Source organism: Streptosporangium sp. H16, from assembly GCF_051918855.1.
GTDB lineage: Bacteria > Actinomycetota > Actinomycetes > Streptosporangiales > Streptosporangiaceae > Streptosporangium.
In genome coordinates this window covers 515,712-538,544 of sequence record NZ_JBPXMD010000003.1, presented here as the reverse complement: position 1 = coordinate 538,544, position 22,833 = coordinate 515,712, and the positions used below count along the sequence as shown (strand labels likewise).

Genomic DNA, 22,833 nt, shown 5'->3' with positions numbered 1-22,833 from the left:
GAAGCGGTGCGGGTGGCTCAGCGGCCGATGCGGTGCGCCCCCGCGTAGACGTTGAAGCGCTCCTCGCGCAGGAACCCGACCAGTGTCATCCCGAACTCCCTGGCGAGGTCGACGGCGAGGGACGACGGCGCGGAGACCGCGCAGACGACCGGCAGGCCCGCGGTGAGGGCCTTCTGCATGATCTCGTAGCTGGTCCGCCCGCTGACCATGAGCACGTGCCCGCCCAGCGGCAGCCTCCCGGTCATCATGGCCCAGCCGACCAGCTTGTCCAGCGCGTTGTGCCGCCCCACGTCCTCGCGGACCGCGAGAGGCTCACCCCCGGCGGTGAACAGGCCGGCCGCGTGCAGCCCGCCGGTCTTGCCGAAGATCCCCTGGGCGCTTCTCAGCCTGCCGGGAAGGCCGTACAGGACCTCGGGGGAGACGGGCACGTCCTCCTGGCCGGGCAGCGGAGAGCAGCGGCCGCGCAGGGCGTCGAGGCTGGCGGTACCGCAGACGCCGCACGCGCTCGACGTCATGAAGTGCCGGTCGAGCGAGGGCAGGTCGGGCAGCCCGCCGCGCAGCCGCACGGTCACCGTGTTGTAGCGCGCCTCCGGCGGCACGTCCTCGTCGGTGCAGTAGGCGATGGAGGCGATGTCCGCCGGTGCCGCGACGCCCTCGCCGTACAGGAATCCGGCGGCCAGCTCGAAGTCGTGGCCGGGGGTGCGCATGGTGATCGCGACCGTGCGGCGTTCCTCGCCCGCCTGGATGCGGATCTCCAGCGGCTCCTCGGTGGCCAGGTCGTCCCGGCGCTCGTGGATCGTCCCCGCCCGCATCTGCCCGACCCGCGCCCGGGTGGTGGGCCCCGGCCTCCGCACGACCTCCACCGCCTCGAAGCCCGGACCCGCCTCCGAGCTCGGAGCGTTTTCCACGTCGGCGCCGTTGCGTGCGGGGAGATGTCTGCTCATGCGTTCATCATCTCTTTTCGCCTCTTTTCGCCGCCGCCTGAACAGGTCTCACCCCGGCCGAAAGCCAGACCTTGCCCGCCGCCCCAGACTTCGACAACAGTATTCCCTGGTCATTGGATTAATTCGGTAACAGGGGGTCGTTAGTGGAGGCAAGATGGCTAAGTGCTCGACTCGCCCTTCACTGATCTCGACCGCCCGCCGCTCTCCCAGGCGGCGCTCACCCGCGCGCTGGTCCGTCCCGGTGGACTCTGGTCCGGCATCTCCGTGGTCGAAAGGACCGGATCGACCAATGCCGACCTCGCGCACGCCGTCCGCGACGGCGCGCGGCAGGGCGCCGTCGTCGTCGCCGAGTCCCAGTTCGCCGGCCGCGGCAGGCTCGGCCGCGTCTGGAGCGCCCCGCCGCGTTCCGGCCTGACGTTCTCGATCCTCCTGCGTCCCGACCCGCCCATGTCCGAGCAGGGGTGGCTGCCCCTGCTCGTCGGCCTGGCGGTCGCGTCGGCGGTGCGGAAGGTCGCCGAGGTCGACGTACGGCTCAAGTGGCCCAACGACCTGCTGATCGGCGAGCGCAAGCTCGCCGGGGTGCTCGCCGAGCGGATCGACAGCGCGGTGATCGTGGGCGTCGGGCTCAACGTGAGCGTGCGCCCCGAGGAGCTGCCGGTGGAGACCGCCACCTCCCTGGCCATCGAGGAGGCCGCCTGCGTCGACCGCGATCCGATCCTGCGCGCGATGCTGCGGGAGATCGAGACCCACTACCGCGAGTGGTCGGAGGCGAACGGCGACGTCGAGGCCTGCGGCCTGCGGGCCGCCTACCTCGCGATCAGTGCCACGGTCGGGCGGGAGGTCCGGGTGGAGCTGCCCGGCGAGCGGGTGCTCACCGGCACCGCCACCGGTGTCGACCGCGCCGGACGCCTGCTCGTCGACGCCAAGGGGGAGGAGCACGCGCTCAGCGCGGGTGACGTCGTGCATGTTCGACCTCACAGCTCATGACGTGGGGCATGAAGGCGTGCCACGATTTGCCCCATGGGTCTACCCGATCACCACATGACGGAGGGGGAGCGACGGATCAGGTCGTTCCACCCTCACTGGAAGCGACTTATCGGCCCGTTCCTCGCGTTGATCCTGATCATCGTGGGGTCCGGCGCCGCTCTTTTCTTCATGCCCGAGTTCGAGTACCGGTTCCAGGCGCTCGTCGCGGTGGCCGTGGTCGCCGTCGGCCTGCTGACCGTGTGGTCGTTCATCCCATACCTGCGCTGGAAGAACACCTCGTACGTCCTTACCTCGCACCGGTTCACCATCGGCACGGGGGTGCTGAACACGTCCGTCGACGACATCCCGATGACCAAGGTGAACACGGTCAGCGCCGACCAGACCCTCCTGGAGAGGCTCTTCGGCTGCGGCACACTGGTCGTCGAGTCGGCGGGCGACCACGGCCGGATCACGCTGCGGGACATTCCCCGGATCCAGGAGGTGCGGGCCGAGCTGTTCCGCGCGATCGACGACGCGGCGGACGGGGAGCCCTCGGAACCCGGCGGGCGGTGACCCATGGGGCCTGACCTCCTGGGCCTGGGTGAGGGCGGGGACGAGACGGAGGTTCCCGCCGGACGCCCGACGGCCGAGCAGATCAAGCGCCTCTTCGTCGGTGCCTCTCCCCGCCACACCCGGATCCAGGTGGCGAGCCTGGCCCGGTTGCCGCAGGAGCTCACCGAGCGGATCTGGCGCGCGCTGGGGTTCGCCACGCTCCCCGATGACACCGTGGCCTTCACCGACGCGGACGTGGCCGTGCTGGAACGGGTCCGGGCGATGATGGAGGGCGGCCTGCTGGACGACCAGACCGTCATCCGGATGGCGAGGGCACTGGGCCAGACGACGGCGCGGCTCGCCCAGTGGCAGGCCGAGATCATGATCGGCGCCATGATCGACCCCGGCCGCCGGCCCACCGACGAGGACCTGACGGCGGTCATGGAGACCTCGCGCCGGCTGCTCCCGGACTTCGAGCAGATGCTGGTGCACGTCTGGCGCGCCCAGCTCGCCGCCGCCGGGACCCGCCTGCTGGCGCTCGCCGACATCACCGACGAGATCGTGCCGGCCCGGCTCGCCCTCGCGGTGGGCTTCGCCGACCTGGTCTCCTTCACCCGGGTCTCCCGCGAGCTGGACGAGCGGGGCCTGGCCGAGCTGGTCGAGGGCTTCGAGTCGCGGGCCTCCGACGTCGTCGCCGAGCACGGGGGGCGGATGGTCAAGACACTCGGTGACGAGGTGTTCTTCACCGCGGCCGACCCGCGGACGGCCGCGGTGATCGCCCTGGACCTGGTCGGCGCGATCCGCGAGTACGGGCCCGACGTGCGGATCGGGCTGGCGTACGGCCCGGTGCTGCCGATCATGGGCGACGTCTTCGGCACGACGGTGAACCTGGCGGCCAGGCTCACCGCCATCGCCCGCCCCGGCACCGTCGTCGCCGACGACAGGCTGGCCGAGGCGCTGAAGGACGTGCCCGGCGTCGAGGTCGGCCGGATCCGCCGGCGCCCGGCCCGCGGCCTTGGGGTCGTGCAGCCGTACGTGTTACGCAGGGCTGGTAATCATTGAGGCCGGCGCCCCAGGGCCGTCCGACCGGTAAGCAGGCCCGCGAGGGCTGAAACCATGACAGATGAGGTGCAGGACATGCCGTACACCGTGCAAGGCGTGGTCGCGCGTGGCAAGGGCGAGCCCGTCTCGCTGGAGACCGTTATCGTGCCCGATCCGGGACCCGGCGAGGCCGTGGTGACGGTCCAGGCCTGTGGCGTCTGCCATACGGACCTGCACTACCGCGAGGGCGGCATCAACGACGAGTTCCCCTTCCTGCTCGGCCACGAGGCGGCCGGGGTGGTCGAGGCGGTCGGCGAGGGCGTCACCGAGGTGGCACCCGGTGACTTCGTGATCCTGAACTGGCGGGCCGTGTGCGGCAGCTGCCGGGCGTGCCTGCGGGGCCGTCCCTGGTACTGCTTCAACACCCACAACGCCACCCAGAAGATGACCCTGGCCGACGGCACGCCGCTCAGCCCGGCCCTGGGCATCGGCGCCTTCATCGAGAAGACGCTGGTCGCGGCCGGGCAGTGCACCAAGGTCGACCCGGCGGCGCCGGCGCAGGTGGCCGGGCTGCTGGGCTGCGGCGTGATGGCGGGCCTCGGCGCCGCCATCAACACCGGCGGGGTGACCCGCGGTGACAGCGTGGCGGTCATCGGGTGCGGCGGCGTCGGTGACGCGGCCATCCTGGGGGCCCGGCTGGCGGGCGCCTCGAAGATCATCGCGGTGGACGTGGACGACCGCAAGCTCGGCTGGGCCAAGGACTTCGGCGCCACTCACACGGTCAACTCCCGCACCTCCGACGTGGTCGAGACGGTCAAGGAGCTCACCGGCGGCAACGGCGCCGACGTGGTCATCGAAGCGGTCGGCCGCCCGGAGACGTACAAGCAGGCCTTCTACGCCCGCGACCTGGCCGGGACCGTGGTCCTGGTCGGGGTGCCCACCCCGGACATGACGCTGGAGCTGCCGCTGCTCGACGTCTTCGGCCGGGGCGGCGCGCTGAAGTCCTCCTGGTACGGCGACTGCCTGCCCAGCCGCGACTTCCCCATGCTCATCGACCTCTACCTCCAGGGGCGGCTCGACCTCGACCGCTTCGTCTCCGAGACGATCGGCCTCGGCGACGTCGAGGAGGCCTTCGCCAAGATGCACCGCGGCGAGGTCCTGCGCTCGGTGGTGATCCTGTGATCGACAGGGTCGTCACCTCCGGCACGTTCTCGCTGGACGGCGGGACGTGGGACGTCGACAACAACGTCTGGATCGTCGGCTCGGCCAGCGAGGTCCTCGTCGTCGACGCCGCGCACGACGCCGCCGCGATCACCGAGCGGGTCGGTGACCGCGAGGTCAAGGCCATCGTCTGCACCCACGCGCACAACGACCACATCGACGCGGCGGCCGATCTCGCCGAGCGGACGGGCGCGCCGATCCTGCTCCACCCGGCCGACCAGGTGCTGTGGGAGATGGTCTACACCGACCTGCCGTACATCCCGCTCGAGGACGGGCAGGTGCTCTCGGCCGGAGGGATCGAGCTGACCGTGCTGCACACGCCGGGCCACGCCCCGGGTGCGGTCTGCCTGTACGGGGCGGACATCGGCGCGGTCTTCACCGGCGACACCCTGTTCAACGGCGGTCCCGGCGCGACGGGGAGGTCCTTCTCCTCCTTCGACACGATCATCGAGTCGATCAAGGGGCGGCTGCTCGCCCTGCCGCCGGGGACGGCCGTGCACACCGGTCACGGCGCCTCCACCACCATCGGCGCGGAGGCGGGGCACCTGGAGGAGTGGCTGGCCAGAGGCCACTGACCCGCTGACCCGCTGACCCGCGGTTCACCGCACTCGGCCCGATCACGCGCCCCGGCCTTCGCCGGGGCGCGTTCGCGTGTTTCGGCGGGCGTGTCCCGTACTCGCACGGGTCCGTATCCGCGAGGCGTCGGCGGGGCGCGGCCTGGGCCGCCGGGGGTGTTTCCGCACGCCGGGATGGGGTTTTCCAGACAGGAAATTCGTGCTTGTGACGGAGGCATTAAGGCTTTGTGTCCTAGTTCACATAGGCAAGCCTAACCAAATGAGTTAGCTTAGGTGTGCCTAACCTATGGTAGCCTTCAGAAAGGTCACACCCCCGTGTACGTATGCGTCTGCCGCGCGGTCACCGAGAACGAGGTGCACGACTGCATCTCGGCAGGGGCCAGAAGCGCGCGCCAGATCCGCGATGCCACGGGCGCCGGTGGCGACTGTGCTTCTTGCGTGCGCAAAATCTGTGCGATCCTAAAGCGGTCCGAAGATTTAATGCCGACCGCATAGCACGAGGAGCCCGCCATGCAGGGCGACAAGAAAATCATCGAACTGCTCAACGAGCAGCTGACCGCGGAGCTGACCGCGATCAACCAGTACTTCCTGCACGCCAAGATGCAGGAGAACTGGGGATACACCAGGCTGGCCAAATACACCCGCGAAGAGTCCATCGACGAGATGCGCCACGCGGAGAAGCTGACCGATCGCATCCTCTTCCTCGAAGGACTGCCCAACTACCAGAAGCTGGGCACCCTGCACATCGGCCAGACCGTCGCCGAGCAGCTTCGCGCCGACATGGACGTCGAACTCGAGGTGGTCACCCGGCTGAAGCCGGCCATCATCCTGATGCGGGAGAAGGGCGATGCCACCTCGGCCCGCCTGTTCGAGGAGATCCTCGAGGACGAGGAGCGCCACATCGACTACCTGGAGACCGAGCTCGGTCTCATCGGGAGCCTTGGAGAGCAGCTCTACCTCGCTCGCTACGCCGAGCCGCCGTCGGCCTCCTGAGGTGAATCAATCAGAACACGCCCGCCAGATCCCTTCTGGTAGGGCGTGTTGTGTTTTGTCGGTCGATCCTTTGGTGGGCCTGTGCTTTCCAGGGACTTCCAATGCGGGAGACCTACTCCGTGGCCCTCGGCCGTTGCGGGATGACTATCCGGGATTTATCAGTGTTTGCCCAGGTCAATGGATAGGTCAACGACGAGTCAAACCGCGCGCTGTACCCGGGAAACGATCCCCTAAGGTCCTACGATCGCAACATGACCTGTGTACTACTCGCCGAGGATGACACCTCGATTTCCGAGCCACTGGCGCGAGCTCTGCGCCGCGAGGGTTATCAAGTAGAGGTGAGCCCTGATGGCCCGCAGGCTCTGGAGCGGGCGCTGTCAGGTGGCATCGACCTGATCGTTCTCGACCTGGGCCTGCCCGAGATGGACGGCCTGGAGGTGGCCCGGCGCATCCGCGCCGAGGGCCACGGAACTCCCGTGCTGATCCTCACCGCCCGTGTCGACGAGGTCGACACGGTGGTGGGCCTCGACGCCGGGGCCGACGACTACGTCACCAAACCGTTCCGCCTCGCCGAGCTGCTGGCGCGCGTCCGCGCGCTGCTGCGGCGTGGCACATCCGAGACGCCCGTTGTCCAGGGCGTGCGCATCGACGCCGACTCCCGTCGCGCGTGGATGGGGGACAAGGAGCTGCATCTGACCACAAAGGAGTTCGACCTGCTGAGGGTCCTGGTCCGCGACGCCGGAAAGGTGGTTACCCGAGAGCAGATCATGCGCGAGGTGTGGGACACCAACTGGTGGGGGTCGACCAAGACCCTGGACATGCACATCTCGTGGCTACGCCGGAAACTCGGTGACGACGCCGCCAAGCCCCGATACATCACCACCGTTCGAGGAGTCGGCTTCAGGTTCGAGCGCGAGTAGGAGATGCGCCGCCGTCTGCTCTCCTCAACTCTCCTCGTCGCGGTCATCGGGGTATTGCTGCTCGGCATTCCCCTCGGTGTGGCGGTCAACCGGCTCATCGAGGAGGAGGCGACCCAGGAACTCTCCTCCCATGCCAAAAGCCTGCTCGGGGAGGTCGAGTACGCCCGGATCCAGGACCAGCCCGTCGACGAGCAACAGCTGGAACGCAAGTATTCCGATCTCTACATTCAGATCTACGCGAAGGGGACTCCTCCCCAGGTGATAACGGTGGGCACCGAGCCCCCCGAGAGCCAGAAGATGACCGAGGACGCACAGTCGGAGAACGGCGTGTACGTCGCGGTCAGCCGGGACAAGACGGGAGTGGAGCGTGAGGTCCGCGCGTGGTTGTTCCTCATCCTGGGACTCGCCGCCGCTGCCCTCGCGGTCGCGGTCGGGCTCGCCATCGTGCAGTCGCGCCGCCTGACGTTACCGCTCAGCGACCTTGCGATGATCGCTGAGCGGCTCGGTTCCGGTGACGCCAGACCGAGCAAGCACCGTTACGGCATCCAGGAACTCGATCGGGTGGCCGAGGTGCTCGACCGCAGCGCGACCCGCATCTCCGACCTCCTGGCCAGGGAGCGGGAGTTCGCGACCGACGCCTCCCATCAGCTCCGTACCCCGCTCACCGGCCTGACCATGAGACTTGAGGAGATCGTCGCCGCCGCCGACGAGCCGGGGATCGTCAAGGAGGAGGGCGAGGCCGCCATCGTGCAGGCCGAGCGGCTCACCGCTGTGATCGACGAGCTGCTGGCCACCGCCAGACGGCAGCGTCAGGCGCAGTCCGAGATCGTCGAGCTCGACGTGCTGCTCGATCAGCAGTTCATCGAGTGGGGCCCGGCGTTCCGCAGAGCCGGGCGGCGGCTGAGCCTGGTCGGCACGCGCGGCCTCCAGGCGCTGGGCACCGGCGGCGGCATCGGCCAGGTGATCTCCACCCTGCTGGAGAACTCGCTGGAGCACGGCGGCGGCACGGTGACGGTGACCACCAGCGCCAGGGACAGGTCCATCGTGATCGAGGTCGCCGACCAGGGGAGCGGCATTCCCGACGACCTGGCTCCCAGGGTCTTCGAACGGAACGTGAGCGGGCGCGGCAGCACGGGTCTCGGCCTGCCCCTCGCCAGGGCGCTGGCCGCCGCCGACGGGGGACGCCTGGAGCTCGTACGGGCGCGCCCGGCGACGTTCGCGTTCTTCCTGCGCCAGGTGGGCGAGCCGGGCAGGAACCGCGTCGTACGCGGGCCCGCCTGAGCGTTCCCGCCGGGGCTCCGGGCACGATGGCCTCCGGCCGCGTGCGGGGCGCGCCGACCGGGGCCGAGGGCGGTGTGCCGACGCCGGCCGGGGGCGTACGTGCTAACGCGGGCCGGGGGGCGGCGCGTTCTCCTCCGAGGTCTTGCTCAGGAGATACATGTGGCCGTTGACCTTGCTGTTCGGCGTCGCCGGTCGGCTCGGTGGCGCGCCGGGGACGGCTTCGGCGGCTTCGTCCGGCGGCGTGCCGGGCAGGAAGACCCACTTCTTGTACGACCAGAACCTGAACAGGGTCCCGAGGGCGGTGCCGGTGAGCAGGGCGATGTTGTAACTCAGCGCGTCCTGCAGACCCAGGGTGTAGGTCACGAAACCGATCACCAGCAGCGAGATCAGCAGGCCGATGCCGTTGAGGACGAAGAACAGGAAGTACTCGCGGGCCAGGCCGCTCTGCTCCCGGTGCCTGAACGTCCAGTAGCGGTTGCCGAGGTAGGCGAAGGTGGCCGCGACGATCGTGGCGAAGACCTTGGAGCTGAGCGGTCCCAAGCCGACGCCGAACCTCAGCAGGTTGGTGCCGCCGGTGTCGATCACGAAGGCGACCGCGCCGATCGTCCCGAACTTCGCCAGCTCTCGCGCCAGCTCGGCGAGCCGCCGGTAGGCGTGTCGGAGAAACTCCACGTTTCCTGCACGGTCCTTTCGGGGGTCGGCTGCTGATCCGCCGCGTCGGATGACCTCGAACACTCTTCGGGCCAGGCTACCGGTGAGGAGGCGTGATCCGCGCGAGGTTGACCCGTTGATGTCCATAGACACCAGCTGGTGCCTTTTCAGCAAATGTCGCATAACACCGGATAAATAGGGGTTATTGGCGTTACGCTGATCCCTCTGATCCACGGGAAGTCCCTGAAACTTTCACCTCCCGTGATCGGTCCAGACGGACTGCCGTACGCGATGGCCACTACCCCGGGGATCAACCCTTGCGCCGCCGACTCCTCGCCTTGATCCTCGGTCTGTCGATGATGACCGGCTGCGGCGCGCGGAGCGACACGCCGGGTACCCTCCCCGAGACCGGCCCGTCGCGCGAGGCGTCCGCCGGGGTGGAGCTCGCCGAGGCGTCCAAGGCCTTCGCGCTGCTGGGAAGGCTCGACAAGGCCTGGCGCGACCGGGACTGCGCGACCGTCGAGAAGCTCACCACCTGGGCGGAGAGAGCGCTGGGCGGTCGTGCCTGCGAGGCGACCCGGAACGGCCGCCCAGCCCCCGCCAGGAAGTCCTACACCGACGTGGAGTTGTACCTGCCCGGCGTCGACGGCCAGGACCGCTGGTTCGTCGCCCTGGCCCGCGAGCCCGACCCGGCCTACTTCCTGTTCCTCCAGGAGGACGGCGAGTGGCGGCTCGGTGCCGGTCCCATCCCGATCCTGGGCGAGATCCGCGAGCCGACCGAGGGCGCGGTACCCGCCGACGACCCCGACGCGGGGGTCAAGGCCCGTCTCGTGCCGCAGCGCTACCTGACCTACCTGACCGACCCGGTGGGGGTGAGCGGGGTGACCTTTCCCAAGGGCGACCCGGTCCGGGATCTCTTCGACGATCTGGTCAGGCGGCCGCTGAGCGTGCGGCCCGACCGCCTCGCCGCCGACGTCCGCCTGCTCGTCGGCCCTCAGCGCGCGCTGCTGTTGCCCACCGGGGGTGCCCTGGTCATCCACGCCCTGGAGATCGAATACCGGCAGAGAGCCCGTCAGGGCCGTTCCTCGCTGGTCCGTCCCCTCTACGGCAGGGCCGACCTGCGCGGTTTCACCGGCAGGACCAGAACGGCGAAGCTGACCGGGACCGAGGTCGTGCTCGTCGCCACCGCGATCGGCGGCAGCGGCTCCACGCTCGCCACGACCGGCCTGCGCCGCGGCCTCGCCACCCTCACGGCGGACTGAGCGCCTCCGGACGGCCGTTCCCGGTCGCCGCCGGGTCCCTTCGCGGGTCCCGGCAGGTCGCCCTCGGGCCCAGGCAGGTCCCTTCGCGGTTCTCGGCAGGTCGCCTCGGGCCCAGACAGCTCCCTTCGCGCGCCCCGGCAGGCCGCTCGCCGACCGTCTGCCATCCTCCCGCCGCCTGGTCCCGTACCGCGTGACAGTAAACTTAACCGCTGTGAGCAGCCCTTCTTTGGCCAGTCCCATCGGACCCGTCGTCGGCGTGATCGGAGCGGGCCAGCTGGCTCGGATGACACAGCAGGCGGCCATCGCCCTCGGCATCGAGCTGCGGGTGCTGGCGAACTCGCCCGACGAGAGCGCCGCCCGCGTGATCGCCGACGTGCGTCTGGGCGACTACCGGTCCCTGGCCGACCTGCGTGATCTCGCCAAGGGATGTGACGCGGTCACCTTCGACCACGAGCACGTGCCCACCGAGCACGTCAGGGCCCTGGCCGAGGACGGCTTCGCCGTGCACCCCGGGGCCGGCGCGCTCGTCCACGCCCAGGACAAGGCCGTGATGCGCGAGCGGCTGACCGCGATCGGCGTACCCTGCCCGCCCTGGCGGCGGGTCGAGACGGCCGCCGACGTCGAGGAGTTCGCCGCGGAGAACGGCTGGCCGGTCGTGCTCAAGGCGGTCCGGGGCGGCTACGACGGGCGCGGCGTCTGGGTCTGCCGCTCCGCGGACGACGCGACCGAGGTCCTGGCCTCCGGCGTGCCGCTGATGGCCGAGGGGTTCGTGCCGTTCGAGCGGGAGCTCGCCGTGCTGGTCGCCAGGTCGCCGCACGGGCAGGGCGTCAGCTACCCGGTGGTGGAGACCGTCCAGCGCGACGGCATCTGCGTCGAGGTGCTCGCCCCCGCTCCCGGCCTCGACCCGGAGTGGGCCGCGGTGGCCCAGCGGATCGCCCTGACCATCGCCAAGGAGCTGGGCGTGACCGGGCTGCTGGCCGTGGAGATGTTCGCCACCTCCTCAGGGCTGGTGGTGAACGAGCTGGCCATGCGCCCGCACAACAGCGGCCACTGGACGATCGACGGGGCCCGCACCTCCCAGTACGAGCAGCACCTGCGCGCGGTCCTCGACCTCCCTCTCGGATCGCCCGCGCCGACCGCCCCCGTGGTGGTGATGGCCAACCTCCTGGGCGGTGACGACCCGGACATCTTCTCCCGGTACGAGCACGTGATGGCCCACGACCCGGGAATCAAGGTCCACTTCTACGGCAAGGAGGTGCGGCCGGGGCGCAAGATCGGTCACGTCACCGCCATGGGCACCGACCTGGACGAGGTCCGCGCGCGTGCCCGGCACGCCGCCGTCTACCTCACAGAGGGAAGATACACCTGAGCCCGCGGACCGGCCGGTCCGCCCTTCCGGTGCCTCGAAGGCACCGTACCGCCGAGAATCCCCGCACCGGCGTGGACCACGGCACCACCGCGAACGCGCGCGGCCCCTGGGCCGCGAGGCAAGGAGAAGTGATGACCACCGTCGGCATCGTCATGGGCAGCGACTCCGACTGGCCGGTGATGAAACTCGCCGCCGAGGCGCTGGCCGAGTTCGGGGTGGCGTTCGAGGCCGACGTGGTCTCCGCGCACCGCATGCCCGAGGAGATGATCGCGTACGGCGCGGAGGCGGCCGGGCGTGGACTGAAGGTGATCATCGCGGGTGCCGGGGGAGCCGCTCACCTGCCGGGCATGCTCGCGTCGGTGACCCCGCTGCCGGTGATCGGTGTCCCCGTCCCGCTGAAGTATCTCGACGGCCTCGACTCTCTCCTCTCGATCGTCCAGATGCCCGCGGGGGTCCCGGTCGCGACCGTCGCCGTCGGGGGTGCCCGCAACGCGGGCCTGCTGGCCGTGCGGATCCTCGCCGCCGCCGACGAGGGGCTGCGAGGGAAGATGGAGGCGTTCCAGCTCGCTCTCAAGGATCAAGCCCACGCCAAGGGCGCGAGACTTCGGGCCGAGGCCGCCCAGCTCGGCGCCTGATATCACCACTTTTGGCCGATGGCTTGACGGCATCGCGGATAGATGAGGGCGCGAGGGGAAGGGGAAAATCTTCGAATAGCTTGGAGGTTGAGAATCATGAGGAACGCTATCCGCGCCATCCTCGGACTCACGATGGCGGTGCTGGCGGTGTGGGGAAGTCTGGGCGCGGGTGAGGGCGGCAAGCCCGTCGACTCCGCGGTGAGTTCCGTGTCGGCGCGTTAGCCCCTGGGACCTTTGACCTCGGCGCTACCCCCGCGTCTCCGGCCTCGTACGCCCGGACGAGGTGCCTGGCAGCCTCCGGCCTCGTAGGGCTCGGTCGCCGCTGACCCCGCGTGGTCTGCCGGACGGGTCGCAGTGCCGGGCACGCGTCCTGCGCTTTTGTCGTTGCGGACGTCGCGGGCGGTCCGGATACTGTCTTCGTGGAGCCGCCGCCTTCCATGGAGCCGGTGCCGTTCGTGGAGCCCCGGTGCCATCCGTGGGGCCTGATGCCGTCCGCGGATCCGTCGCCGGGGGCATCTCACGGGTCACCCCCGGGCCGTGCGGGGGCATGCCGGCGTCATGGGGCGATCCACTCGAAGACCTCGAAGACTTCGCCCACCGGGCGACCGCCGACACAGCGAAGGTGAGACGACGTGGAAGCAGACCTCAGCAAGGCCGTCTGGCGCAGGGCGACCCCGGAGGGGGACGACGGCGGCAACTGCGTCGAGGTGGCCGTGGTCGACGCCCCCGCGGAGGGTCACAAGGCCGGTTCGGGCTCTCTTTACGTATTGCGCGATTCCAGGAACCCCGACGGGCCGAAGCTGTTCTTCACCCGCTCGGAGTGGGACGCCTTCGTCGGGGGCGTGAAGCTCGGCGAGTTCGACAACTGACCGGGCGGGACCGGGACGGGCAGAAGGCCTCCCTCGGGTACGGGGGCCTTCTCGCCGGGCGTCTCCGGGGACTTTCCCCGACGGCCGCGATCGGGTCGCGCACCAGGCCGACCTGGCGAAAGACGCGGTGTCCACGGGGCTCACCCTCCCCGCCGCAGGTTTCTCGCCAGGGTAAAGGTCCTTTTGTCGAACGCACAGGAAGAAGTGGTTTCGCGAGGTGACTCACATTCGCCACAACGGGAGCGGTCTTACCGTAATAACCCTCAAAAACGTTCTATAGCTAACCTAGAAGCGATTAGTCCGCTTTGTGGCTATATGTCCCATATCGTAGTAATTGTCATATCCGCGAGATTACTGCGAAAGGGGGGCGTCCTCATGGGTATCACGATGTTCCCGGGAGGGGGCTGGCCCGCCCACGATCCGTACTGGCGTCGCCGTCGTCGCCGTCGTCGCCACTGGCGTCGCTGGTATCGCTGGGACCACTGGTGAGGTCTGGCACTGAATGACGCGAGAAGGCCATGGTGACCTATGTGGTCCCTGAGAAGTCGACGCTTACCCGACGGGTTCCCGGTATAGACCGGGAACCCGTTGTCATGTCCGGGGACGCGCGAAAGGCTCGGTGCGCGAAAGGCTCGGCGCGAGGGCGGGCCGGGCTCAGGGGCGGCCCAGGGCGCGGTAGTGCCAGCCGGAGGCCCGCCAGGTCTCGGCGTCGAGGGCGTTGCGACCATCGACGATCTTGCGGGAGGCCACCACGGAACCCAGCTCCTCGGGATCCATGGCGATGAACTCCTGCCACTCGGTCAGCAGCAGCACGACATGGGCGTCCTTGGCTGCGTCGAGGGCGGAGGCGCCGTAGGAGAGCCCGGGATGGGCCTTGCGGGCGTTCTCCTGGGCGACGGGGTCGTAGACGGTGACCCGGCCACCCTGCTCGCTGATCTTGACGGCTACGTCCAGGGCGGGCGAGTCGCGGATGTCGTCGGAGTTGGGCTTGAACGCGGCGCCGAGCACCGCGACCGTGCAGCCCCTGAAGGAGCCCCCGGCCAGCTCGCGGGCCAGGTCGACCATGCGGGCGCGGCGGCGCATGTTGATCGCGTCGACCTCCCGCAGGAAGGTCAGCGCCTGGTCGGCGCCGAGCTCGCCGGCCCTGGCCATGAAGGCCCGGATGTCCTTGGGCAGGCAGCCGCCGCCGAAGCCGAGGCCGGGGTTCAGGAACTTGCCGCCGATGCGGTCGTCGAAGGACAGCGCCAGGGACAGCTGCTTGACGTCGGCGTGCGCGGCCTCGCAGACCTCGGCCATCGCGTTGATGAAGGAGATCTTCGTGGCGAGGAAGGCGTTGGCGGCCACCTTGACCAGCTCGGCCGTGGGGTAGTCGGTGATGACCATCGGGGTGCCCATCTCCAGCATGGAGGCGTACACCTCCCGCATGATCTTCTCGGCCCTGTCGGAGGCGACACCGAGCACGATCCGGTCGGGGTGCAGGGTGTCCTTCACCGCGAAGCCCTCCCGGAGGAACTCCGGGTTCCAGGCCAGCTCGGCGCCCGCGCCGATGGGTGCCAGCCGGGCCAGCTTGTCGGCGAGGCGCTGCGCGGTGCCGACCGGGACGGTCGACTTGCCGACGATCAGGCACTCACGGTCCAGGTGGGGGGCGAGCGACTCGATCGCGGCGTCCAGGTAGGACACGTCGGCCGCGTACTCTCCCGGTTTCTGGGGGGTGCCCAGGCACAGGAAGTGCACGTCACCGAAGGCCGCGGCCTCCTCGTACGAGGTGGTGAAGCGCAACCGGCCGTTGGCCAGGTTGCGCCGCAGGATCTCCTGCAGACCCGGCTCGTAGATGGGCAGATCGCCGGCCCGCAGGCGGTCGATCTTCTCCGCGTCCACGTCGAGACTGAGGACTTCGAAGCCCAGCTCGGCCATGCATGCGGACGTCGTCGCACCGAGGTATCCGGTTCCCACCATCGTCAGGCGGTAGGCCACTGGTGCTCCTTTCGGTTCTGCCCAATTCTTTGCCGACAGGGTACCGGCATCTGGCGCTTCCACTTTGCCACCTGCGCAAACGCCGGAGTACATATCACATGGGGTGGAGCGCTCCAGGTTTTGTTGGACGTCCTAGTATTTGCCCATGAGCTACCCTCTCTACGCACTGCCCGAGGAGCACGAGATGCTCCGCGAGACGGTCCGGGCCCTCGCCGACGAGAAAATCGCCCCTCGCGCCGCCGAGGCCGACGAGAAGGCGGAGTTCCCGGCGGACAGCTACAAGGCGCTCGTCGCGGCGGACCTGCACGCCGTGCACATCCCCGAGGAGTACGGCGGCGCCGGAGCCGACGCCCTCGCGGCGGTGATCGTCATCGAGGAGGTGGCGCGGGCCTGCGCCTCGTCCTCGCTGATCCCCGCCGTCAACAAGCTCGGCACCGTTCCGCTGCTGCTCTCGGCCTCCGAGGAGCTCAAGCAGCGCTATCTCACGCCGGTCGCGCGGGGCGACGCGATGTTCTCGTACGCCCTCTCGGAGGCCGAGGCGGGCAGCGACGCCGCCGCCATGAAGACCCGCGCGGTCCTCGACGGCGACCACTACGTGCTCGACGGCGCCAAGATGTGGATCACCAACGCCGGGGTGTCGGAGTACTACACGGTGATGGCCGTCACCGAGCCGGGCGCCGGGGCGAGGGGCATCTCCGCGTTCGTCGTGGAGAAGGGCGACGAGGGCGTCAGCTTCGGGGCCAAGGAGCGCAAGCTCGGCATCAAGGGCTCCCCGACCCGCCAGGTCATCCTGGAGAACGTGCGGATCCCCGCGTCCCGGATGATCGGCGAGCCCGGCACCGGTTTCAAGACCGCCCTGGCCACCCTGGACCACACCCGCATCACCATCGCCGCCCAGGCCCTCGGCATCGCCCAGGGCGCGCTGGACTACGCGATCGGCTACGTCAAGGAGCGCAAGCAGTTCGGCAAGGCCGTCGCCGAGTTCCAGGGCGTCCAGTTCATGGTCGCCGACATGGCCATGAAGCTGGAGGCCGCCCGCCAGCTCACCTACGCCGCCGCGGCCAGGTCCGAGCTGGCCATGCACGGCGAGCCGCAGAAGGACCTCACCTTCCTCTCCAGCGCCGCCAAGTGCGCCGCCTCCGACGCCGCCATGGAGATCACCACCGACGCCGTCCAGCTCCTGGGCGGGTACGGCTACACCAGCGACTACCCGGTCGAGCGCATGATGCGCGACGCGAAGATCACCCAGATCTACGAGGGCACGAACCAGATCCAGCGCATGGTGATGGCGCGGCAGCTCCTGAAGTAGGTCGTCGACCAGCGGAAACCCGGTCCGGATCACGCCCGCGGGCCGGGTTTCGCATGTGGTGGGTGGATCTTGGAAGAGGCTCTATTCCGTCCCTGTTCCGCGAGAACCTCACACGCTGCGGACGAGGACGGTCGTGATCTGTACAGGGACATTCGTGGATGCCACGATCACGCCCCCTGGACGACGAGCTTTCCCGACGCTCGGCCGAGGAGATCGCCGGCTTCGCGACGTGGCAGCCGACATCTACCTTGGATTCCGGTACCGAGGATTCCCGGTCGGTGGTTGCCGCCCGCGGGCAGGATCCCCTCGTGACGATTCAGGTGTCGGTGTGCGGCCCGCGCGACTGTACGGGTGAGGACGAGTCCAACGCCCGCGAGGTCGGCCGGTTGCTGGCGGAGCGCGGTGCGGTGGTGATCTGTGGTGGCTACGGCGGGGTCATGGCCGCCGCGGCGGCCGGTGCCCGGTCGGCGGGCGGGACGGTGGTCGGCATCCTGTCCCGGGCGGACAGGGAGGAGGCCAATCCGGATCTCTCCATCGTGATCCCGACAGGTGTCGGGGAGGCGCGGAACACCGTCATCGTCAATTCGGGTGATGCCGTGATCGTCGTGGGCGGGTCGTGGGGCACCCTCTCCGAGCTGGCGTTCGCGATGCGGCACGGCCGTGTCCCCGTGGTCCAGCTCGGCGGCTGGCGGATCCTCGACCACGAGGGACGTCCGGTCGTCGGCGTCAGGCACGTCTCGTCTCCGGAGGAGGCGATGGCGGCCACGGGGCTCTGGCCCGACCATCGGAGCGAGACCTGAGAAACGGGGTGTCGACGGTGAAGGCCGCGGCGTGGCCCGGCGTCGCCCTGCCTCATCGCTGTTCCAACGGAAAAGGGACAGCGACCTCGGACCGGAGGAGCGCGCGGGCATACTGGGGACGTGCCACGACGTGATCCACGGTCCCGAGCCCGTTCCGCGCCCGCCGCCTCTTGTCCGTGCGGTCTGCCCGCGGAGTACGGGGACTGCTGCGGGCGGCTGCACCGGGGCGAGGCGTCCGCGACGACGGCCGAGGCGCTGATGCGGTCGCGGTTCAGTGCCTTCAGCGTCGGTGACGGCGAGTACCTCCTGCGCAGCTGGCATCCGTCGACGCGTCCACCGGTCGTCGAGCTCGACCGCTCGGTCCGGTGGACGCGCCTGGAGGTGCTGGAGACGACCGGCGGCAGTTCCTTCCACACCGAGGGCACCGTCCGCTTCCGCGCCCACTACGTCGAACGCGGCAAGGAGGGCCACATGGAGGAGCACAGCCGCTTCGCCCGGCACGCGGGCGACTGGGTGTACGTCGGAGCGCTTTAGACCGTGTCTTGATCGGTGATCGCTCGTTGCATGAGACGCGGAAACGTTCGCGTAGCGGCTGGTTTCCTGATGAGTCGTGGGGGCTGTTTCAGCGGGTAGTGCCGCTCTCGCCAACGCGACCGCAGGGTGGCGGACGCAGGCGCGCCGATGACCGTCTGATCCTGACGGCGATCGCGTTCGTGACTACTGTCAACCACCACGGAGCGTACCTGGCGGTAGCTCTCGCCGATCTTCGGAGTCTCATACAGATAGGTTTCTCCTCATGATCAGCGCATGGGCGACGGAGGCGATCGAGCGTCTGGATGAGGAGATGGCGCAGGTCGGGCACACCCCCTTGCGGTCGTTCCCGCTGCCCGACGACTGGGGAGTACGGCTCTGGCTGAAGGACGAGTCGGTCCAGCCGACAGGAGGCCTGAAGCACCGGCTGGCACGGGCCCTGTTCACTGCCGCGATCGCCACCGGCCGGATCATGGAGGGCACCCCTGTGGTGGATGCCGCAGGGGGCGCGATGGCGATCGCCCAGGCGTACTTCGCCCGGCTGCTCGACCTGCCGTACACCGCTGTCATGCCGGAGGGCTCCCGGGGGGAGGGCGTCGAGCAGTTGGGCGGGACCTGTCGATACGTCCACCCACCGCTGGCCGTCTACGACGAGGCCGCAGGGCTGGCCGAGCAGCTGGGCGGCTGTTACCTGGACTACTACGCCTCGGCCGCGACCGTCGACTGGCGTGGCGGGAGCCTGGCGGAGGAGCTTTTCGGCCAGGCGGACCGGTGTCCGGCGTGGATCGTGGTCGGTGCGAGCACCGGTGCCACCTCCGCCGCCGTCGGCCGCCACCTACGCGATCACCGCCTGCCCGGCCGGCTGGCCGTGGTCGATCCGGAGAACTCCGCCTACTTCCCCGGCTGGGCGACCGGTGCCGACGACTACGCCACCGGCATGCCGTCCCGGATCGAGGGGATCGGCCGGCCGCGCATGGAGCCGGGTTTCGTTGCCTCCCTCGTCGATCTGGTCGTTCCCGTGCCCGACGCCGCCAGCGTGGCCGCTGCCCGGCGGGTGCGGGAGGTGACCGGACTGGCGGTCGGTGCCGCTACCGGGACGAACCTGTGGGGCGCGCTGGAGCTCGCCGTCCGCATGCGGGACCGGGACATCCGTGGCGAGGTGGTCACCGTGATCGGTGACGCCGGCGAGCGTCACCTGCGGACCTGCCACGACGATGCCTGGGCGCAGGGTAGAGGGCTGGACTGGAGAGCGTACGCGGCACGGCTGGCACGCATGCTCAACGCGTAAGACCACAGCTCACTTCATGATCGCTTGTTGCATGCAGCGTGGAAATGTTCATGCGGCGGTTGGTTCCTGATGAGTTGTGGGAGCTGTTTCAGCGGGTGACGCCGCCTTCGCCGACGCCTCGCAGGGCGGTGGACGCAGACGGGTCGATGACCGCCTGGTCCTGGCGGCGATCGTGTTCGTGGCCACCACCGGATGCACCTGGCGCCAACTTCCGCCGATATGCGAGGCCTCCTGGCAGACGTTGCACCGCCGCCACGAACGCCGAGCCGACCACTTCGGCTCCTTCGTCGCGATCGCCGCTGCCCTCATCGGTCCCTTCCGGCGGGAGCGAGGGCGAGGCGTACGGCCCTGCCGAGCTCGGCCTCCGTGGGGTCCGGCGGCAGGTGGACGTGCTCGGGGTGCGTGGCCGCGTGCGGCGCGGGCTCCGCCGGGTGGTGGGTGGTGATCAGACGCTCGTCCGGTCCGGGAGCGTAGGCACGGTCGGGGCTGTGGTGGTGGGCCAGCAGGACGATCGGATTGCCGGTGCTCCGGGCGAGGTCGACGGCGATGGGGAGCGCGGGACCAGGCGGGTCGAGGGTCCTGGTCGACCAGAGATGCGCGAGCTGGGCGCGGCCCGTGAGCCTGAGCGCGGCCCCCGGCCTGGTCAGCGAGATCAGGACCGGCTGCTCGCCGTACTCCCACAGGGTGACGGTGATGAGGTGCGCGACCAGGCGAAGGGTCTGCTCGGGGGTTCCGTACGTGGGAGGCGTGGTGTCCAGGATCATGGTCACCGGCCGGGGGGCGGGCGGGACCTCGCCGGTGTGCCGCCGGTAGAGGAGCTGGTCGCCGAGATGCTGGATGGAGAACAGGTCCTCGGTCAGGGCGAGCTGGGTGTGCAGCAGCTGTGCGAGCGTGCCGTGACGGCTCACCCCGACCGTTCCCGGGGCGTGCTGGGAGGTCCCGCCCCCGGATCGCCGCGTGTTCCTGCGAGTTCCGGCCGGGTCGCCGAGAAGCCTCAGCTGCCTGCGGTTCAACGGGGGAAGCTGCGCGGCGTGGTGGGCGAGTTTCAACGGCAGCGCGGGATCGGCGGCGGCCGCGTCGGGGCCGATGATCGTCAGCAGCGAGGCGACGCGCGCGGTCACCGTGTCGACCGCCGCGACCAGCTCGCCCGGCGGGACGCCACCGGGAACGGCGGGCGAGCTCGTGGCATCCAGCCCGGCCGTCAGCGCCGCGCGAGCCGACGGCCGGTCGGCGCCCTCGGGGAGCGTGAACGCGGGGACAGGTGTCAGCCGGGCCGACAGCAGCACCGCGAACGAGCCCCTGGCCCTGGCCGGCCAGCCGAGATCCCGGAGCCGCCGGATGCCCTCGTGGTCGGCGAGCACGTTCAACCGGCCGTCGTTCAGGCGCGGGGGCGAGGCGTTCCGGCCGGTGAGCGTTATCAGATCGTCGACCAGGCCCAGCGGCGGCCACAGGTCGTTCTCCCCGCAGGCGAGAAGCGCCGCCACGGCGGGAGCGAGGGGTCTGGCGGGAGTGCCGGCGGCTCCGGTGGTCGGAGCGGGGACGGAGACGGGTGGTGAGAGACGGACGTCCCATATCTGGGCCCCGCCTTCGGCACTGCCGGTCGAGAGGAAGAGACGCCCGTCGGGCAGTAGTGTCCAGTCTGCTCCTTCGGCCCAGCCCTCATGGCCCAGAACCGGCTGCAACGAGGTCGCGGTGTGTCCGTCCCAGATGCGTGCGGTGCCGTCGTTGCTCGCGGTGGCGAGGAGAAGTCGTCCGTCGGGGAGGGTGGCCCAGGCGGCGGAGTAGACCGGGCCGGTGTGTTCGGTGAGGGTGTGCAGGAGTGCTCCGGTGTGGCCGTCCCAGATGCGTGCGGTGCCGTCGAAGCTTGTGGTGGCGAGGAGGAGTCGTCCGTCGGGGAGGGTGGCCCAGGCGGCGGAGTAGACCGTGCCGGTGTGTTCGGTGAGGGTGTGCAGGAGTGCTCCGGTGTGGCCGTCCCAGATGCGTGCGGTGCCGTCGAAGCTTGTGGTGGCGAGGAGGAGTCGTCCGTCGGGGAGGGTGGCCCAAGCGACGGACCAGATCGTGCCGGTGTGTTCGGTGAGGGTGTGCAGGGGGGTGCCGGTGTGGCCGTCCCAGATGCGTGTGGTGTGGTCGTTGCTTGCGGTGGCGAGGAGGAGTCGTCCGTCGGGCAGGGTGGCCCAGGCGACGGATCTGACCGAGTCTGTGTGTTCAGTGAGGGTGTGCAGGGGGGTGCCGGTGTGGCCGTCCCAGATGCGTGTGGTGTGGTCGTTGCTTGCGGTGGCGAGGAGGAGTCGTCCGTCGGGCAGGGTGGCCCAAGCGACGGACCAGACCATGCTTGCGTGTTCGGTGAGGGTGTGCAGGAGTGCTCCGGTGTGGCCGTCCCAGATGCGTGCGGTGTGGTCGCCGCCTGCGGTGGCGAGGAGGAGCCGTCCGTCGGGGAGGGTGGCCCAGGATGTGCTGTCGATTCTGCCTGGCCTCGCGGCGAGAGCGGCCGGGGTGACGTTCTCGACGCCTTCCAGCACTGCCGGGGGCGGGGCGCCGCTCGGCTCGGTCGTCCGGGCCGGGGTGGGTGGCGGCACCGGAGGATCGACGGCGACCTCCAGGAGGCGGACGTCGTTGCCACAGGCGATGGCCAGGGTGAGCCCTCCGTCGGACTCCTGTAGCCAATCTGTCCCCAGGACTTCTGATTGCTCGGTGAGGGTGTGCAGGGGGGTGCCGGTGTGGCCGTCCCAGATGCGTGCGGTGCTGTCTTCGCTTGTGGTGGCGAGGAGGAGGCGTCCGTCGGGCAGGGTGGCCCAGGCGGAAAAGTAGACCACGTCGGTGTGTCCGGTGAGGGTGTGCAGGGAGGTGCCGGTGTGGCCGTCCCAGATGCGTGCGGTGCTGTCTTCGCTTGTGGTGGCGAGGAGGAGGCGTCCGTCGGGCAGGGTGGCCCAGGCGACCGAGGTGACCGAGTCTGTGTGTTCGGTGAGGGTGTGCAGGGGGGTGCCGGTGTGGCCGTCCCAGATGCGCACGGTGTGGTCGGCGCTTGTGGTGGCGAGGAGGAGTCGTCCGTCGGGCAGGGTGGCCCAGGCGGTGGAGTAGACCACGTCGGTGTGTCCGGTGAGGGTGTGCAGGGGGGTGCCGGTGTGGCCGTCCCAGATGCGTGCGGTGCTGTCTTCGCTTGCGGTGGCGAGGAGGAGGCGTCCGTCGGGGAGAGTGGCCCAGACGGCGGAGTAGACGCCGCCGGTGTTTTCGGTGAGGGTGTGCAGGAGGGCCGCGGTGTGGCCGTCCCAGATGCGCACGGTGTCGTCGTAGCTCGCGGTGGCGAGGAGGAGTCGTCCGTCGGGGAGGGCAGCCCAGGCGACGGATCTGACCGAGTCTGTGTGTCCGGTGAGGGTGTGCAGGAGGGTCGCGGTGTGGCCGTCCCAGATGCGTGCGGTGTTGTCAGGGCTGCCGGTGGCGAGGATGAGACGGCCGTCGGAGAGGGGCGTCCCGGCGACCACCCATGCCTCGTCGGTGTGGCCGCTGAGCAGAAGCTTCTCCCGGATGACGACCGTGAACGGGACGCCCGGTGTCCAGGGGAGTTGCCACGGTGCGGGGTCGGTTCGTCGCGGGGTGACCGTGCGGGCGTGGGCCGTGGCCCATGATCGGAGGGCGGGGTCGTCCACCATGGGGC

Annotated in this window: 22 protein-coding genes and 1 pseudogene; 19 read left to right on the top strand and 4 right to left on the bottom strand. The window is 69.8% G+C overall.

Features of this window, described 5'->3' with window-relative positions; all coding sequences use genetic code 11:
- Window positions 1-17: 17 nt before the first annotated feature.
- Complete coding sequence (gene fdhD / locus ACTOQ2_RS08000) at window positions 18-944, bottom strand: formate dehydrogenase accessory sulfurtransferase FdhD (RefSeq protein ID WP_440099051.1); 927 nt, start codon at window positions 942-944, stop codon at window positions 18-20.
- A 162-nt stretch (window positions 945-1,106) separates the two neighbouring features.
- Here fdhD and ACTOQ2_RS07995 point away from each other — a divergent pair, with 162 nt between their 5' ends.
- From ACTOQ2_RS07995 to ACTOQ2_RS07955, 9 genes are all read left to right on the top strand, one after another.
- Entirely contained in the window at window positions 1,107-1,931 is an 825-nt protein-coding gene (locus ACTOQ2_RS07995) for a biotin--[acetyl-CoA-carboxylase] ligase (RefSeq protein WP_440067562.1), read from the top strand.
- Between the two features lie 33 nt (window positions 1,932-1,964).
- Window positions 1,965-2,483, top strand: a complete 519-nt coding sequence (locus tag ACTOQ2_RS07990; protein ID WP_440099050.1) for a PH domain-containing protein — start codon at window positions 1,965-1,967, stop codon at window positions 2,481-2,483.
- 3 nt (window positions 2,484-2,486) lie between these two features.
- The gene (locus ACTOQ2_RS07985) at window positions 2,487-3,524 is read left to right on the top strand and encodes an adenylate/guanylate cyclase domain-containing protein (RefSeq protein ID WP_440099049.1); all 1,038 of its coding nucleotides are present in this window, start codon (window positions 2,487-2,489) and stop codon (window positions 3,522-3,524) included.
- A gap of 75 nt (window positions 3,525-3,599) precedes the next feature.
- Window positions 3,600-4,685, top strand: coding sequence for an S-(hydroxymethyl)mycothiol dehydrogenase (locus tag ACTOQ2_RS07980; protein ID WP_440099086.1), 1,086 nt, complete (start codon window positions 3,600-3,602; stop codon window positions 4,683-4,685).
- Window positions 4,682-5,299, top strand: coding sequence for an MBL fold metallo-hydrolase (locus ACTOQ2_RS07975; RefSeq protein ID WP_440099048.1), 618 nt, complete (start codon window positions 4,682-4,684; stop codon window positions 5,297-5,299). Before ACTOQ2_RS07980 ends, ACTOQ2_RS07975 begins: the two co-directional genes overlap by 4 nt.
- A gap of 273 nt (window positions 5,300-5,572) precedes the next feature.
- On the top strand, window positions 5,573-5,794 hold the full coding sequence (locus ACTOQ2_RS07970) for a (2Fe-2S)-binding protein (protein WP_440099047.1): 222 nt from the start codon (window positions 5,573-5,575) through the stop codon (window positions 5,792-5,794).
- A gap of 15 nt (window positions 5,795-5,809) precedes the next feature.
- Window positions 5,810-6,292: a bacterioferritin gene (gene bfr, locus ACTOQ2_RS07965; RefSeq protein ID WP_362679010.1), complete on the top strand. Its 483-nt coding sequence runs from the start codon at window positions 5,810-5,812 to the stop codon at window positions 6,290-6,292.
- A 251-nt stretch (window positions 6,293-6,543) separates the two neighbouring features.
- A complete protein-coding gene (locus tag ACTOQ2_RS07960; RefSeq protein WP_012888073.1) occupies window positions 6,544-7,212 on the top strand; it encodes a response regulator transcription factor in 669 nt (222 codons plus the stop codon).
- A 3-nt stretch (window positions 7,213-7,215) separates the two neighbouring features.
- A complete protein-coding gene (locus ACTOQ2_RS07955; RefSeq protein ID WP_440099046.1) occupies window positions 7,216-8,493 on the top strand; it encodes an ATP-binding protein in 1,278 nt (425 codons plus the stop codon).
- Window positions 8,494-8,595: 102 nt separating this feature from the next.
- Here the strand turns inward: ACTOQ2_RS07955 and ACTOQ2_RS07950 are convergent, their stop codons facing one another.
- Window positions 8,596-9,165: a GtrA family protein gene (locus ACTOQ2_RS07950; protein WP_440099045.1), complete on the bottom strand. Its 570-nt coding sequence runs from the start codon at window positions 9,163-9,165 to the stop codon at window positions 8,596-8,598.
- A 296-nt stretch (window positions 9,166-9,461) separates the two neighbouring features.
- Here ACTOQ2_RS07950 and ACTOQ2_RS07945 point away from each other — a divergent pair, with 296 nt between their 5' ends.
- The 5 genes from ACTOQ2_RS07945 to ACTOQ2_RS07925 all read left to right on the top strand — a co-directional run bounded on the left by ACTOQ2_RS07945 (window position 9,462) and on the right by ACTOQ2_RS07925 (window position 13,279).
- The gene (locus ACTOQ2_RS07945; protein ID WP_440099044.1) at window positions 9,462-10,406 is read left to right on the top strand and encodes a hypothetical protein; all 945 of its coding nucleotides are present in this window, start codon (window positions 9,462-9,464) and stop codon (window positions 10,404-10,406) included.
- 283 nt (window positions 10,407-10,689) lie between these two features.
- On the top strand, window positions 10,690-11,775 hold the full coding sequence (locus tag ACTOQ2_RS07940; protein WP_440067628.1) for a 5-(carboxyamino)imidazole ribonucleotide synthase: 1,086 nt from the start codon (window positions 10,690-10,692) through the stop codon (window positions 11,773-11,775).
- 131 nt (window positions 11,776-11,906) lie between these two features.
- A complete protein-coding gene (gene purE / locus ACTOQ2_RS07935) occupies window positions 11,907-12,410 on the top strand; it encodes a 5-(carboxyamino)imidazole ribonucleotide mutase (RefSeq protein WP_440099043.1) in 504 nt (167 codons plus the stop codon).
- Between the two features lie 96 nt (window positions 12,411-12,506).
- On the top strand, window positions 12,507-12,632 hold the full coding sequence (locus tag ACTOQ2_RS07930) for a hypothetical protein (protein ID WP_440067544.1): 126 nt from the start codon (window positions 12,507-12,509) through the stop codon (window positions 12,630-12,632).
- A 410-nt stretch (window positions 12,633-13,042) separates the two neighbouring features.
- Window positions 13,043-13,279: a DUF397 domain-containing protein gene (locus ACTOQ2_RS07925; RefSeq protein ID WP_440067540.1), complete on the top strand. Its 237-nt coding sequence runs from the start codon at window positions 13,043-13,045 to the stop codon at window positions 13,277-13,279.
- Window positions 13,280-13,933: 654 nt separating this feature from the next.
- On the opposite strand, the gene ACTOQ2_RS07920 is transcribed toward ACTOQ2_RS07925, so the two are convergent.
- On the bottom strand, window positions 13,934-15,235 hold the full coding sequence (locus ACTOQ2_RS07920) for a UDP-glucose dehydrogenase family protein (RefSeq protein ID WP_440067626.1): 1,302 nt from the start codon (window positions 15,233-15,235) through the stop codon (window positions 13,934-13,936).
- Between the two features lie 163 nt (window positions 15,236-15,398).
- On the opposite strand from ACTOQ2_RS07920, the gene ACTOQ2_RS07915 reads away from it, so the two are divergent.
- From ACTOQ2_RS07915 to ACTOQ2_RS07895, 5 genes and pseudogenes are all read left to right on the top strand, one after another.
- A complete protein-coding gene (locus ACTOQ2_RS07915; RefSeq protein WP_440067539.1) occupies window positions 15,399-16,562 on the top strand; it encodes an acyl-CoA dehydrogenase family protein in 1,164 nt (387 codons plus the stop codon).
- Window positions 16,563-16,870: 308 nt separating this feature from the next.
- Window positions 16,871-17,362, top strand: a complete 492-nt coding sequence (locus ACTOQ2_RS07910; protein ID WP_440099042.1) for a TIGR00725 family protein — start codon at window positions 16,871-16,873, stop codon at window positions 17,360-17,362.
- Between the two features lie 120 nt (window positions 17,363-17,482).
- Complete coding sequence (locus ACTOQ2_RS07905) at window positions 17,483-17,896, top strand: YchJ family protein (protein WP_440099041.1); 414 nt, start codon at window positions 17,483-17,485, stop codon at window positions 17,894-17,896.
- A 262-nt stretch (window positions 17,897-18,158) separates the two neighbouring features.
- On the top strand, window positions 18,159-19,181 hold the full coding sequence (locus tag ACTOQ2_RS07900; protein ID WP_440099040.1) for a PLP-dependent cysteine synthase family protein: 1,023 nt from the start codon (window positions 18,159-18,161) through the stop codon (window positions 19,179-19,181).
- A gap of 44 nt (window positions 19,182-19,225) precedes the next feature.
- Window positions 19,226-19,434, top strand: a pseudogene (locus ACTOQ2_RS07895) (transposase); the annotation flags it as partial.
- Window positions 19,435-19,486: 52 nt separating this feature from the next.
- On the opposite strand, the gene ACTOQ2_RS07890 reads toward ACTOQ2_RS07895, so the two are convergent.
- Window positions 19,487-22,828, bottom strand: a complete 3,342-nt coding sequence (locus tag ACTOQ2_RS07890; protein ID WP_440099039.1) for a hypothetical protein — start codon at window positions 22,826-22,828, stop codon at window positions 19,487-19,489.
- Between the last annotated feature and the right edge of the window lie 5 nt (window positions 22,829-22,833).

Excerpts from the sequence above, each read along its gene's own strand:
- ACTOQ2_RS07955 (WP_440099046.1), top strand. The coding sequence starts at position 7,216 with ATGCGCCGCCGTCTGCTCTCCTCAACTCTCCTCGTCGCGGTCATCGGG.
- ACTOQ2_RS07890 (WP_440099039.1), bottom strand. The coding sequence starts at position 22,828 with ATGGTGGACGACCCCGCCCTCCGATCATGGGCCACGGCCCACGCCCGC.
- fdhD (WP_440099051.1), bottom strand. The coding sequence starts at position 944 with ATGAGCAGACATCTCCCCGCACGCAACGGCGCCGACGTGGAAAACGCT.
- ACTOQ2_RS07920 (WP_440067626.1), bottom strand. The coding sequence starts at position 15,235 with ATGGTGGGAACCGGATACCTCGGTGCGACGACGTCCGCATGCATGGCC.
- ACTOQ2_RS07985 (WP_440099049.1), top strand. The coding sequence starts at position 2,487 with ATGGGGCCTGACCTCCTGGGCCTGGGTGAGGGCGGGGACGAGACGGAG.
- purE (WP_440099043.1), top strand. The coding sequence starts at position 11,907 with ATGACCACCGTCGGCATCGTCATGGGCAGCGACTCCGACTGGCCGGTG.
- ACTOQ2_RS07990 (WP_440099050.1), top strand. The coding sequence starts at position 1,965 with ATGGGTCTACCCGATCACCACATGACGGAGGGGGAGCGACGGATCAGG.
- ACTOQ2_RS07915 (WP_440067539.1), top strand. The coding sequence starts at position 15,399 with ATGAGCTACCCTCTCTACGCACTGCCCGAGGAGCACGAGATGCTCCGC.
- ACTOQ2_RS07960 (WP_012888073.1), top strand. The coding sequence starts at position 6,544 with ATGACCTGTGTACTACTCGCCGAGGATGACACCTCGATTTCCGAGCCA.
- ACTOQ2_RS07940 (WP_440067628.1), top strand. The coding sequence starts at position 10,690 with ATGACACAGCAGGCGGCCATCGCCCTCGGCATCGAGCTGCGGGTGCTG.
- ACTOQ2_RS07900 (WP_440099040.1), top strand. The coding sequence starts at position 18,159 with ATGATCAGCGCATGGGCGACGGAGGCGATCGAGCGTCTGGATGAGGAG.
- bfr (WP_362679010.1), top strand. The coding sequence starts at position 5,810 with ATGCAGGGCGACAAGAAAATCATCGAACTGCTCAACGAGCAGCTGACC.
- ACTOQ2_RS07980 (WP_440099086.1), top strand. The coding sequence starts at position 3,600 with ATGCCGTACACCGTGCAAGGCGTGGTCGCGCGTGGCAAGGGCGAGCCC.
- ACTOQ2_RS07930 (WP_440067544.1), top strand. The coding sequence starts at position 12,507 with ATGAGGAACGCTATCCGCGCCATCCTCGGACTCACGATGGCGGTGCTG.